We start from the raw sequence: 14069 nt of genomic DNA on the forward strand, positions 1-14069 counted from the left end.
TATACCTCTCCCATTAGGTAGAGAAAAACTCGCCATTTTTAGACTCTTTTGCTTCAATCGTAACCTATAAAAGGGAGTTATTCAACATTTAGAAATCTTTCCCGGCACAAATTCCAACACTTCACCATTTGTTATCATTTTCCCGGTGAGGCAGTCATAACAAACTCCAATATTCCGCCCTTCATGATATCCTGATGAGTAATATAATTCTTCGTATATTTTTCACCATTCAGTTTCATGGAACAGATATAAACCTCATTGTCCTCCTTACGCGGAGCTTTTACCGTAAAAGTCTTTCTACCGGGTAACTGAATGACAGCTTCTTCCAACATAGGAGTACCAATAACGTACTCCCCACTTACCGGATTTACCGGATAAAAGCCAAGTGCTCCAAACACATACCAAGCAGACATCTCTCCACAATCATCATTTCCGGCATAACCTGAAGAAGAATCGTTATACAGTTCATTCATGATATACGCCACGTATTTCTGTGTTTTCCAAGGTTCCCCCGCACAAGCATACAGATAAGCCACATGATGACTCGGTTCATTACCATGCGCATACTGTCCTACAAAACCGGAAGCATTGTCATTCAATGCACCACTTTGGTAGCTAACCGTAAAGAATGTATCCAACTTTGCGACAAAGGCTTTGTTCCCCCCTGTCAGTGAAATCAAATCGGGGATATTCTGGGGTACATACCAAAAGTATTGCCAAGCATTCCCTTCAGTAAAAGGATAACCTCCATTCGCCCCATACTTATAAGGGTCAAATGGCTCAATCCACTCACCCTTATCATTCTTAGGCTGGAAGAACCCGGTTTTAGAATTGAACAAATTCCGATAGAAAGCAGATCGTTTCATAAAATGATTATAATCCTTTTCTTTTCCCAATCGCTTAGCCAACTGTGCGACACACCAATCATCAAAAGCCTGCTCCAAAGTAATAGAAACAGATTGTGTCTGAATATTCTCCGGCATATATCCATATTTCTCCCATACTTCAAAAGGAGAGTTCGGATGAGACACGATAGAACTATTAAAAACCGCTTCATAGGCTTTCTCTTCATCCACCCCGGCAACACCCTTCAGAACAGCATCCACAATGACAGGAATGGAGTGGTTGCCAATCATACAATAATTATCCTGTCCCCATAATTGCCATACAGGCAAATAGCCATAATAATCGTATTGCCTCATCATGCTCTTAACAAAATCGGGAATGCGGTGCGTGTGTATCAAAGTATAAAGTGGATGGGCGGCCCTGAAAGTATCCCATAAAGAAAAAGTAGAATAATGCACCTCCCCTTTTGCCACAGAACGAGTGACGTAATCGGATGCCATATATTCACCATTAACATCACTCATCGTATTGGGTTGTACCATAGTGTGATATAAAGCCGTATAAAAAATCTTTTTCTGCAAATCGGTACCTTGAATGATAATCTTCTTCAATTCTTTCTCCCAACTAGTTTCGGCAGCACGAGCAATATATTCAAAGTCCCATCCGGGGACCTCAGTTGCCATATTCAACCGGGCATTTTCAATGGAAACCGGAGATAAAGCGACTTTACATATCAATTCTTTATTCCACTTCTTATCGAAGCAAAACAATCCACGCAGTTCCGTACCATTAATGACAGGAGTATTCTCATACATCCGATTGCCATCATATAACTGATTGGATAGGATCGGTTGGGAAAATTCAAGATGAAAATAAATCTTTCTCAGCTTTGCCCATCCCGTAATAATACGATATCCCTCTACTACGGTAGGAGAAACCATGCGGAGTTGTGATTGAATAATCCGGCGGTTCCAACTCCCCTTATTTGCCGAGTGGTCCAAATCCAACCATAATTTCAACTGGTCACCATCAGAACAGGTATAGCGATGCACTCCTACGTGTACAGAAGCCGTCAACTCCGCTTGAATCTTCTCATCTTTCAATAATACCTGATAATAGCCCGGACGCGCCTGTTCGTGTTGATGAGTGAAAGTCGATTTCCTTTTATCACTGATGGTAGGGAATAGAAGTATATCTATAAAATCAGAAGCACCGGTTCCGCTTAAACGCGTATGACTGAAACCATAAATAATAGAATCATTATAATCATATCCTGAAGCTTGCGCCCAATCAGGAGCTTCACGAGTGTCGGGACTCAACTGCACCATACCAAAAGGAACAGTAGCTCCCGGATAATTATTCCCAGAAAGACTAGATTGAACAGCACCGGTTCCAATAAACGGATTAACCCAACGAGTAAGATTCTGGGCGCTAATACAATTTACAGAAAGAATAAAAGCAGCCAATAAATTAACAAGTCTTTTCATCATAGATTTAAGTTTCATTTATTGGCAAAATTAGTATATCCACGCTCCCCAAACAGATAAATTTTCGTCTATTTTAGCTTCATTTGCTTCATAAAGTCCGGTTTCTTAGCCTCATCACCACAAAATATTACAATTATCCCGTTTTATTCCAATTCATTTACCGCCAACAAGGACTACTCTAACATTTTCCAAATAAAACTTATAAATTCAGGAATGTTACCCCAATTATCATATTTTTTTCACCTATTTTTCTATATTTGTGCATTATTCCATCACACAAACGTAAAGACAAATGGACCAAACCTTGCTAAAATACTGGAAAGCCTGCCTTCAAGATGCAGAACGCAAAGCCATTGCTCCCAAAGGAGCACGAATCACCTTAAACATCGGTGATAAAATACTTAAATTCGTTCCTCTCAAAAGTATTCCTGTTATTTTCCCTGATTGGAAAGCAGAAGATAGCAATGAAAAACAAAAAGTAATGATTGCTCCTTGTATTCTTTTGCCCGAATTTGAAAACGGCTGGACTTCCCAATCAGAAAGACCGGAATATCCCTTTTTGATTACTGCCACCATGTTGCCTGACGGTAAACTAACCGTATGCGAGAACGAATCAGACAGAATTCCAATCTTTATTCGTAAATTTTTGGAACCCAATGCAGCCAATGACCGCACCATAACCTCTCTTCCAAAAGTAGACCGACTACTATCCGATTTCAATACAGAAATTACAGAATGGGAAACCTATTGGCGAGCATGCGAACAGCTTTTCAAAAAAGCAACCGGCAAAACTTTCAGAACGATGAATTACCATGATAATCCAGAAATCATTATCATAAAAGCCTCCGAACGTAATATGGCACAGCCCATAATCACACTATATGACAAGCTCTTAAAAGATAACGATACCACTCCGCATCCTTTGTTGAATTTATTGATACAGACCAAACCAACCAACGTTCTTCCCAGTCCAACCACCCGAAAAGTTTATTGCAACCGAGAACATTGGGCACAAATGAGTGGCGACTTCCCTTTGTCTGTATCTCAACGCGAAACACTGGCAATGTATACTACACCGGAATGTACTGATATTTTTGTCGTCAACGGCCCTCCGGGAACAGGAAAAACCACTTTCCTGCAAACAGTCATAGCAAACAGACTTGCCCATAATATCCTAAACAATCCGGAAGAACCGGAAATTATAGTTGCAAGTTCAGCTAATAATCAGGCGATCACCAATATCCTGAAAGATTTCAAAGCGGAAACAACTAATGACACGGCACATCCCCGGTTATCCAACCGCTGGCTACCCGAACTAGATACGTTAGGCTTATATCTGTCAGGAAAAAAAGAACTACAAGAACAATACAAAATGATGTTCAACCCCATGGGGGATGGATTTCCAGCAACATACGATACTCCCGAACGTCAAGAGGAATACAAAAACTTTTATCTACAATGTTTCAATAACTTTTTTGGAAAAGCCTATCAAGATGAAACAAAATGCCAACAATTCCTCCGTAAGGAAATGCAAGCTCTCCAAAAAAAGATTATCTTCTGTATCCAAGCTGCCGAAACAACAGAATATGGAAACCGGAAGGAAAACAATATATTACAGAAGTTTATCCGCAAATTCCATGAGCCATTACCCTCCTACGACAAAGTAATAGAACAGTGGGCTTTGACAGAAGAATTCAAAGAACGTTACGAAAAGATCAGTTCCAACCCTGAGTATGGCAACTTGCCTTATACAGAAGACATGGCAGTAAGGCTGGATATCAGTTATCGGTATCAAATGTTCTGGTATGCCATACATTATCGGGAAGCCGAGTTTATTCACCGGTTAAGCAAGTGCGATGAAGGTAAACAGCGCACACAGGAAGCCTATACCCAAAGATTAAAACGTCTGGCTTGTGTAATGCCTGTTTTCATCTCTACTTTCCACTCCCTACCCAAGTATATGACCTATGCGGAGAATGGAAAATGGGATGTTCCCTTATACAATGGAATAGACCTGCTGATTGTAGACGAATCCGGACAAGTTTCACCCGAACTTGCCGTTCCCTCCTTCAGTTTGGCCAAACAAGCGATTTTAGTAGGCGATATTCAACAAATAGAACCCGTATGGTCCATTTCTGATGAATATTCATTCATTAATTTAAAGAATCTGGGCATTGTTTCCAACCAGTCCTCGGAAAAATACCGTTTCTTGGAGAACAACGGTTTCCTTTCTTCTTCCGGAAGTATAATGAAACTGGCACGTAAAAGCTGTAATTTTACAGTAAAAGGTGAAAAAGGAGCTTTTCTGACCGAACACAGACGATGCGTAGATTCCATTATTGCTTATTGCAATGATTATGTTTACCACGGCAGGTTACTTCCTAAAAAAGGTAATGAAGTAAAATACAAGTCCCTCCCCTCTAAAGGATATGTACACATCAACAGTTACAGCAGCCCCGGAAAAACAGGAAGCCGCCTCAACCGGGCTGAAGCGGAAGCCATTGTCTGTTGGCTGGAGCTGGAGAAAGATAATTTGGAAAAGACCTATAAAAAGCCTATTCATGAAATTGTAGCCGTAGTAACTCCTTTCAAAGCCCAAGAGGCCGAAATACGGCATCAAATACAAAACATATCAGGAAATGAGAAATATAAAGAGATGATCATCGGCACAGTACATTCCCTGCAAGGTGCCCAATGTCCGATTGTTCTTTTTTCAACAGTCAACTCTCCTGAAGACCATTCTCTTTTTATGGAGCGTGATGGAAAATACAATATGCTCAATGTAGCGATATCACGCGCCCAGCATCATTTCATTGTTTTTGGCAACATGAATATTTTCCATCCGGAAGAAAATACTCCGGCAGGGAATATGGCTAAATGGCTTTTCGATGCTCCATCCAACGAGATTTCCAACAACTTTATTTACCAACAGGAAATCCCACTGTGCACCTACCACCCCACCCTTCGTCTGTCCACCACAGAAGAGCATGTTCAGACTCTTCGTCAAGCTTTTGAGAAAGCAAGACGCCGCCTGCTGATTGTATCTCCATTCATATCTATCCATGCCATAGAAAACGACCAGCTGATTCCGTTGATACGGCATACGGTTCAACGAGGAGTTGATGTCACAATCTACACCGATTCGTCCCTAGATTATGATATGAAAAATAAACATTTACTCAGTCATGCCAAGGATGGACGGAACGCATTGATAGAAAGTGGTGTAACCCTCATTGAAGTAAAAGGTATCCACAATAAATCGTTGGCTATTGATAACCATACATTAATCGAAGGCTCTTTCAACTGGTTGTCTGCCAATCGCCACAAAGAATACTCCCGCCACGAATGTTCCATCATTGTATCATCTTTTCAAGCCGATGAATACATCAACAATCTAATAAAGGAACTAGAAAGCAGAGAGAAAACCTTTCAATCCCTATCTAAGACTACAATCTATCTTGACATTGACCAAAAACATCCGGGGTTCTTTACAAAAGAATCTTTTAATGATTGTACCGAAGAAGATATTTGCCGTATAAAACAAAAAGTCCAAAAGTTAGGTATTCAGAAAACAGTCCTTCCACCTTATATCCGTAAACAACGTGAAACTTTCCCACGTGCTTATGAACCTTGGTGCACAGAAGAAAAGGAAATTATATGTGAGTTGATGCAGAAAACCAATCATCTTTCTATTTTTATAGAATGTCTGCAACGTACAGGACAAGCTATTCAAATTCAGATAGAAGGCAAAAACAATTGATTATAATCCTGAACTGATATCCTTTTTATGATATTCGGGAAACTTGGGAAACAAGAATCAGTCCCTATACAGAAGAGAGGAAAAGGCAAAAAGTAATTTGCCTTTTCCTCTCTTCTCTATAGCATATGCAACTCCTGTCAGAGTTCCTCATTTTTTGGAACACATCCAGGTCCATTTATGCCAAATACTCTCTAACGGTCCCTGCTTGTGTCCTTTCAACCACCACTTGCAGAACTGTACTTGCAACAAAAAGAGTACAAAACCAATAAACAAGCTCAACGTATACCCACAATACGGAGCCAGATAAAGTCCGAAGGGAAAATAAATAATAGCTCCGGCAATAGACTGGGTGATATAATTAGTCAGACTCATCTTGCCATAATAACGAAGATTTGATACAAAATCCTTGAATCTGTTCCGTTGATAAAGCAACACAAAAGAGGCAATCAGCACAAATGTAAAAGCAAACTTCTGCCACATATCAAAAGCCGTTCCGGCAGTTTGGCGAATGAGCTCACTGTCACTAGCCATAATCAGCTCTTTCAGTTGGAAAAGCGGAGCAAAAGCGATAGCGGAAATGATAAGAGCCTTCACCCAAAAACGAGTATGTTTTTCGGAAGTTACAAATAATTGTTTGCGTCCGATATACAACCCCATCAAGAACAAGCCGGCAGTCTGCCAGAAACGTCCTGCTCCAAAAGCCCAATATAAACTGGCTTTCTGACCAAAGGTCATATTCTTACCCAAAAACTCCCACAAGTTCCCCTCTTTGGTATATTCCGCCACTTCTTTATACATCGCGCCCACTCCCCAATCGGGCAAAGTATGAGAAGGATCAAACAGACCTACTATATAATGATACCACTCAACGGGCTGCAATAGAAACAAAATAGCTGTAACAAGTATGGCACAGTCACTCCACTTACGCACCACGAACAATACGATTCCCACTACTGAGAACAGCAACAACACATCTCCTGCCGGAAAAAAAGCTGCATTCAGCGTAGCAAAAGCTACCAATAACAGCAAACGCCACAGAAAACGATAACCAAAATCTTTTCCTTTACGCTGCTGGTTAGCCGACTGAATATAAAATGTAAATCCAAACAGCAAAGCAAAAATGGCATACGATTTTCCAGCCAATAAAGTAAATGTAACATTGAATACCCCGTCATTCAGTATATTCAGCCATGCAGGCTGGTCTACCGGATAAACCGGAAAGATGAAATGTTCCAAACTATGCACTAAAAGAATTGCCATGACTGCAAATCCCCGTAAAGCATCCACCACCTCAACGCGTGGCAGTTTTTCTGATAATTGTTTTTCCATGAACCAGTTATTATTGTTTGTTTAAAATTCGTTTTACCCAGCGGTTAGCCGGTTTCTCAAAATAATAATAAGAAAGCAGGCTCAGCCCGATAGTGACTGCAAAGATAAGCGGAATACTGATATACAGACTGATATGCCAATCGTATGTTTGCGCCAACTGCACATAAGCAAACAGTATCCACAAATGAATCAGATAAAAGCTATAACTGATATCACCGCCTATGACCAGATATTTATTGGATAGAATACGGGAAAGGAATCCTTTCTGCAAAGAGAATATCAACAGAACTAACGAAATCGGCATCCAATAATAGCAGGAGTACCGATACACTTTCGGCACCAAATCCGCTGAAATCATGTAAAACAGCAGGAAGATACATACCGCCCCTACTTCGAGCAATGACGCTGTAAAGAAAGACAGCTTTTTGGAACGGCACCATTCATAAACCCGATAAAGCAACATTCCTACCAGAAAATCGGGGAAACGTGCCAACGGATTCACATACCAATAACCGCGGATGTTCGCCTCATCCGTCATTGACATCAAAACAGGAACTACCACAGCGCATACTAAAAGCGCTCCTATCAATTTCTGTTTTTTAGCAAAAAGCAACGCTAAAAACGGAAACAAGAAATAAAACAACTGCTCACACCCCAAACTCCAGGAAGGACTGTCGAAATAAAAGAAGTAATCCATCCGGGGAACAAAAGGGTGCAAAAGGAACAGCGCAGGAATAAAATGTTTCAATCCTTCCCCCCAACCCATCGAGTTCAATAGATTACCTATCACGGCCACTCCCAATAAGGTCGCTATATGCAATGGATAGATACGGGCGATTCGTGCCACCCAAAACTGGCGTTTCGACACTTTCCGCTCCACCAGCTTCTGCTGATAATTATAAGCGATAATAAAACCACTCAATATAAAGAAGAAACTCACGCCTACAAAACCCTCTTTATAGAAATGAGTTGAAAAGGTGGAATCAACGACATAACAATGCGCCCCGAAAACCATCAGCGCAAAAAAGAGCCGTAAGGAAGTTAATGTATTAATCATAGTAGCATTCTTTTCTCAATTGAATGTAAAGGTACATTTCTTTTCCGAACTATTTATTCACATAGAACGGAAAAACAGATTGGACCGCATTATTCACCAATAAATAAAAATATCATCCAATAACCTTATATCACGAACGGGCTTATATCACGCAACAAAATCATATCTTTCACAGAAGCGACGTATTGTTTTTCTGACTCGACAGTGGGCAAGTTGTACAATTCGGACAAACCGCCTTTCTGTAAATAGGTCAAATAAGAAGCCCGGCCGGCAAGTTGCTGCATCAACTGTAAATATTCAGCATAACTATAGGGCAATATATGAAATTCCACATAACGTCCCCACAAAATTGCCAATCTTGTCGGTATAAGCTTTCCGTTCCAGTCCCAATTGATACGTATTTCCGCCCCAAAGGTTATACTTTTCTAAAGCTTTCCATTTATCGTCCATGCTCGAATCTTTTCCCACAAAGATAGTTTTTTTCGATTATACTCGGAAAAACATATCTATCTCAAACTGAATTAAAGAAAACGAATACAATCCGGCAGTATGTAAAATTTAACAAATTACTTAAACAAGCAAACTATTATTTTCCTACATTTGTTACCAGTGAAACTTTAAATACGAAAGAACATGAAAGCAAATCCTGTATTTAGTTTGTACATCCCTACCAAATTAGTATTTGGTTGCGGAGAAATCAAGAAATTATCCAGTGAAAAATTACCGGGGAAAAAGGCACTAGTCGTCATCTCATCCGGAACTTCCATGCGGAAATATGGGTATCTGGAAAGAGTACTCGCCCAATTAAGACTGAATAATGTAGAAACACTGGTTTACGATAAAATCCTTCCCAACCCCATCAAAGAACACGTCATGGAAGCAGCCGCCATCTGCCGGGAAGAAAAATGTGACTTTGTAGTAGGCCTGGGAGGCGGAAGTTCCATCGACTCCGCCAAAAGTATAGCTGTTATGGCCTGCAACGACGGTGACTACTGGGATTATGTATCAGGGGGTAGTGGCAAAGGACGCCCCGTAACCAAAGCACTTCCCATTATCGCCATCCCTACCACCGCCGGAACCGGAACGGAAATGGATCCATGGACAGTGATTACCCACGAAACGGCTCAAGAAAAGATAGGCTTCGGTTGCCAGCTGACCTTCCCTACCTTATCTATTGTAGACCCGGAACTGATGGTTTCCATTCCCCCGCACCTCACCGCCTATCAAGGGTTCGATGCATTCTTCCATGCCGCAGAAGGTTTTATCGCCAATTGTGCAACACCCATCAGTGATCTTTACGCCTTAGAAGCCATCCGTCTGATCTACAAATATCTGCCAGTAGCCGTAGCCGACGGAAAGAATTTGAAAGCGCGTGCCAAAATTGCTTGGGCCAGCACCTTGGCAGGCATGGTGGAGGCCACTTCCAGTTGTACTTCCGAACATTCATTAGAACATGCCATGAGTGCTTATTATCCACAACTTCCTCATGGAGCAGGACTCATTGCCTTGTCTGAGACATACTTCGAAACTTTCCGGCATGACTGTACAAAACGTTACATGAAAATGGCTGAAATGATGACCCAGAAAAAGAGCAACCGTCCGTCCGATTTCATTGATGCATTGATTACACTGCAAAAAGAATGTAAAGTACATTCTATCAAACTGAGCGAGTTTGGCATCCAATCCGAAGATTTCCCCAAATTTCTGCAAAATGCAAGAGATACGATGGGAGGACTGTTCACTCTCGACCCACGCCCGATTACAGACGAAGAAATCCTGCATATCTTTAAAAAGTCTTATAAATAATGGATAAAGAACTAGACCTTGCCGTAACCTGTTACGGCAAGGTAAAACCATTGAAATATGATTTGGTCCTCCTCCCTTGGGGGGCTACCGAACCGCATAATCTGCACCTGCCTTATCTGACAGACTGTATTCTGAGCCACGACATCGCACTAGATGCTGCTAAAATGGCAAAAACACATTACGGTATTCGTTGCATGGTCCTGCCTTACGTCACTGCCGGTTCACAGAATCCGGGACAACGTGAACTGGATTTCTGCATCCACTATCGCTATGAAACGCAGAAAGCGATTTTAAGCGACATAGTTGCCTCTCTATACGCCCAGGGATACCGCAAAATGGTCATTATCAACGGACATGGCGGCAATACATTCAAAAGTATGATACGTGACTTGTCACTGGACTATCCCGACTTCCTGATAGCCAGCAGCGAATGGTTTGCCTTTGTTCCTGCTAAAGAGTACTTTGATGAACCGGGTGACCATGCAGATGAATTGGAAACTTCTGTTATGATGCATTATCATCCGGAATTGGTAAATTTAGACGAAGCCGGAAACGGAGATTATAAGAAGTTCACCTCACAAATGCTGAATGAAAAAGTGGCATGGATTCCGAGGAACTGGCAAAAAGTTTCGCAAGACACCGGTATAGGCAATCCTAAAAAAGCAAGTGCCGGAAAAGGGAAGAAATACGCCGAAGCAGTCGTTGCAAAATATGCATTGCTGTTTGAAGAGTTGGTACATAAAGAACTTTATTAATAGTTTTAGAACTAAATAGGTTTATTTTCTTCATAATAAAAAGCATAAATTTAGCACATCATATAAGTCACATTCAATTATATCACTGCATATAAACCAGTTACCCAACAATATATTCTGAAAAATATTCCAAAATATATTTGATATAATAAAATTCTAATGTACATTTGTGAAGTTAACTATATACTAACCTTTAAAAGCAGATCTTATGAAAAACAAATCACTTTTTTTAGTCCTAGTCATTCTTTGTTTGACTAGCGTAGAGATCTATTCTTCCCGACAAGAATTAAAGTTTGATGCACCTCTTCCGAGCAACACAGAAAACGGAAATGCTCGCAGTGATTACGGACCTCCCGGTGAAGGAGATAAATGCTGGTATTTCGATGGAGCGTCTTCTTGTGTAAATTTTTCATTCAATAATTGTTATGAAGACCCAAACCAAAGGTGCGGAAGAGATGAAGGAGCTCCCAATTAATTTAACCGACTAGCAAATCATTCCATAGGGTATTTAAGATCTTTCCTATTCATAATTAGTTGATCCAATCTACAAACTGAAGATAATTAAATACCCTATATTTAATCTATAGTGTATGAAATATTTTTTGTATATCTTCACTTATCTGCTTCTAGGAGCATCGTGTTCATCTCCTTCTCGTCCAATAGACTATGGTACAGAATTAACAGCTACAGACTCCATCTGCCTGTCTATAGATGAACATACACATTATGAAAGCAAATCTATATTCCAATTTGAAGAAAACGGACATGAGTATCTTTCCTTTTTGAATGAAAAAGCAAGCTATAAAGTTCATATCTATGATTTGGATACCAAACAAGTTATTAAAACAATTCATCTACAAAAAGAGGGGAGAAATGCAATGCCATCAACTAATGGCTGTTTTCCACTTAGCTCAAAGCATTTTTTAATTACAACTTGGAATGGAGTTTTTGGAATTATCAATGAAAAAGGAGAAGTGGAAAATAAGAATAGCTTTTGGAAAGACAGCGTAAACTTTCATGCTTTCGACCACATTTGTTGCATGAGTTATACATATCGACCTGCCATAATTAAGGATTCTATTTTATATTTCAGTCAATCATTATTAAAATATCCCCGTAAAAAAGATGAATGGGATAAAATACCCATATTTGCTTATGCAGACCTTCATAAAAAAAAACTAGGGTGGACAGAACTACGATACCCATCTATTTTTAACAAAGATGAGATAGACTACATTCTGTATGACCCTGAAATCAGTTACACATATACAGGTAAAGAAGTTGTTGTTTCACTGGGACAATATGACAGCATATTTGTATCTTCTGATTTCAAACATAAAAAAGCGTATAATGCTAAAAGCCATTATCTGCCCCACGTGCGTCCAGTCTCCCAAAATTTACAAATTGATTTATTCAAAACCATACATGACAGAGGATTACAGCCCCATTACCACCACTTGATGTATGATAAATACCGAAAAGTATTCTATCGGTTTGCCTTAATGCCGGATGATAATATAAAACCATTCTCCAACAATCCGCATCAAAGTTTCTCCATCATCATTCTAAACAAAGACTATGAAATTATTGGTGAAACAAAATTTCCCGGCAACACCTATGCCCATCACTTGTGCTTCGTAGGTAAAAAAGGCCTGTATATTTCAGAGAATAATGAAAACAATCCTCAGTTTGACGAAAACAAACTGGTATTCAGGTGTTTCACACTTCAAGGCAGGAAAAAATGAAGAAAAAGAACTACTCAATCATTCTATGTGGAGGACTGTTCCTGGCAAGCTGTATGTCCAATAATGACAAATGCCTTCAAAAACTGTTTGATGAAGTCGGAGTTGAGAAATCACAAATCCACAATGCCACCCACCTTGTTACCATATTGGGTAATGGTTGCAAAGGATGCATACACAAAGCTCTGTCAGAAATACATAACTCGACCGATACTATTTATATAATTGCATGTAAAAGTAAAAAGACTTTCAATTTAATTGCCAATAAAAATATAGATGACTACTCCAATGTATATCTAGACACTAAATCCATATTAGTGGAATTGGATATGGCTAAAAACACACCTAGAGTCTACCTTTTAAATAATGGTAAATATGTGTCGCACTCTTTTTATGGAAATGAATCTCCCAGCGAAGAAGCGAACACCACCATTACATTCAACACAAATGAGATAGATTTAGGCAAAATCAGCCGCACGGAAAAGGCAAGAATCAAATTCACAATATGGAATACAGGGAAGAACATAGTAAGAATCAATCATATAGATCTTTCATGCGAATGTTTGAATATTGAAAATGAAATTACTGAAATAAATCCGGGAGACAGTACTTGTCTGAATATCATTTTCCATCCCGATGACATAGGAAAGTTTCAAAGAGAAATTTTATTATATGGTAATTTTGACTCATCTCCCAAACTTTTAACCATTACAGGAGAATGCTTTTAATAAAATAATACAATCTCGCTATAAATAACTTTTTAGCTATTTATAGCGAGTATACCATCCATTTCTACCCTTTTGACAGCTCCTCCAACGTTTTTTCCTCGTACCTGCAAATGGCCTTCTTATAATCCTCGGAAATCAATTTCGGTTCTTTGGTAGCCAGGTCATAACCTACCATCACCGTGCGGCACTCACACTTCACCTCATGGGTATCCGTAGTCACGGCACGCTGCAACAAGGTAAAACTCTTATGCCCCAAATGTACCACAGCCGTTTCTATCACCAGATGATCCGAGAAAAATACCGGCATAAAGAAGTTTGCATTGATATTGGCCACCACAATAGCCAGCTTACTCCAGTCGGCACTGCCAAATACATCTTTTATATAAGTAGTCTTTGCCAAATCATACAAAGAAAAGTAAACCGAATTGTTCATATGACCAAACTGGTCCACATCGCTGAATCGTATCTGCACCGGCATAGTATGCCTGAATTTTATATCCTCTGCCATAGTTAAGCTTATTAAAATCGTTCAAATATAACACTTTTCTCAATAATTGAA

General features: G+C 39.8%; 11 protein-coding genes. 6 read left to right on the forward strand and 5 right to left on the reverse strand.

Going from position 1 to position 14069, the window contains the following annotated elements; all coding sequences use genetic code 11:
• Positions 1–134 precede the first annotated feature (134 nt).
• On the reverse strand, positions 135–2351 hold the full coding sequence (locus GKD17_RS19915; RefSeq protein WP_007838869.1) for a GH92 family glycosyl hydrolase: 2217 nt from the start codon (positions 2349–2351) through the stop codon (positions 135–137).
• Between the two features lie 274 nt (positions 2352–2625).
• On the opposite strand from GKD17_RS19915, the gene GKD17_RS19920 reads away from it, so the two are divergent.
• Positions 2626–6093 carry an AAA domain-containing protein gene (locus GKD17_RS19920; protein ID WP_007838872.1) on the forward strand — a complete coding sequence of 1156 codons (3468 nt, stop codon included), beginning with the start codon at positions 2626–2628 and terminating at the stop codon, positions 6091–6093.
• A gap of 147 nt (positions 6094–6240) precedes the next feature.
• Here the strand turns inward: GKD17_RS19920 and GKD17_RS19925 are convergent, their stop codons facing one another.
• The 3 genes from GKD17_RS19925 to GKD17_RS19935 form a co-directional block, all read right to left on the reverse strand.
• On the reverse strand, positions 6241–7422 hold the full coding sequence (locus GKD17_RS19925; RefSeq protein WP_007838874.1) for a DUF418 domain-containing protein: 1182 nt from the start codon (positions 7420–7422) through the stop codon (positions 6241–6243).
• A 10-nt stretch (positions 7423–7432) separates the two neighbouring features.
• On the reverse strand, positions 7433–8479 hold the full coding sequence (locus tag GKD17_RS19930; RefSeq protein ID WP_007838876.1) for an acyltransferase family protein: 1047 nt from the start codon (positions 8477–8479) through the stop codon (positions 7433–7435).
• Positions 8480–8785: 306 nt separating this feature from the next.
• A complete protein-coding gene (locus tag GKD17_RS19935; RefSeq protein ID WP_157196197.1) occupies positions 8786–8947 on the reverse strand; it encodes a hypothetical protein in 162 nt (53 codons plus the stop codon).
• 165 nt (positions 8948–9112) lie between these two features.
• Here GKD17_RS19935 and GKD17_RS19940 point away from each other — a divergent pair, with 165 nt between their 5' ends.
• From GKD17_RS19940 to GKD17_RS19960, 5 genes are all read left to right on the forward strand, one after another.
• On the forward strand, positions 9113–10285 hold the full coding sequence (locus tag GKD17_RS19940) for an iron-containing alcohol dehydrogenase (RefSeq protein ID WP_007838886.1): 1173 nt from the start codon (positions 9113–9115) through the stop codon (positions 10283–10285).
• The gene (locus tag GKD17_RS19945; protein ID WP_007838888.1) at positions 10285–11040 is read left to right on the forward strand and encodes a creatininase family protein; all 756 of its coding nucleotides are present in this window, start codon (positions 10285–10287) and stop codon (positions 11038–11040) included. Before GKD17_RS19940 ends, GKD17_RS19945 begins: the two co-directional genes overlap by 1 nt.
• A gap of 208 nt (positions 11041–11248) precedes the next feature.
• The gene (locus GKD17_RS19950) at positions 11249–11515 is read left to right on the forward strand and encodes a hypothetical protein (protein WP_007838891.1); all 267 of its coding nucleotides are present in this window, start codon (positions 11249–11251) and stop codon (positions 11513–11515) included.
• Between the two features lie 115 nt (positions 11516–11630).
• Positions 11631–12785: a DUF4221 domain-containing protein gene (locus GKD17_RS19955; protein WP_007838893.1), complete on the forward strand. Its 1155-nt coding sequence runs from the start codon at positions 11631–11633 to the stop codon at positions 12783–12785.
• Positions 12782–13510 carry a DUF1573 domain-containing protein gene (locus GKD17_RS19960; RefSeq protein WP_007838895.1) on the forward strand — a complete coding sequence of 243 codons (729 nt, stop codon included), beginning with the start codon at positions 12782–12784 and terminating at the stop codon, positions 13508–13510. Before GKD17_RS19955 ends, GKD17_RS19960 begins: the two co-directional genes overlap by 4 nt.
• 64 nt (positions 13511–13574) lie before the next feature.
• On the opposite strand, the gene GKD17_RS19965 is transcribed toward GKD17_RS19960, so the two are convergent.
• Positions 13575–14018, reverse strand: a complete 444-nt coding sequence (locus GKD17_RS19965; RefSeq protein WP_007838896.1) for an acyl-CoA thioesterase — start codon at positions 14016–14018, stop codon at positions 13575–13577.
• Positions 14019–14069 lie beyond the last annotated feature (51 nt).

It is taken from the genome of Phocaeicola dorei (assembly GCF_013009555.1).
Lineage (GTDB): Bacteria > Bacteroidota > Bacteroidia > Bacteroidales > Bacteroidaceae > Phocaeicola > Phocaeicola dorei.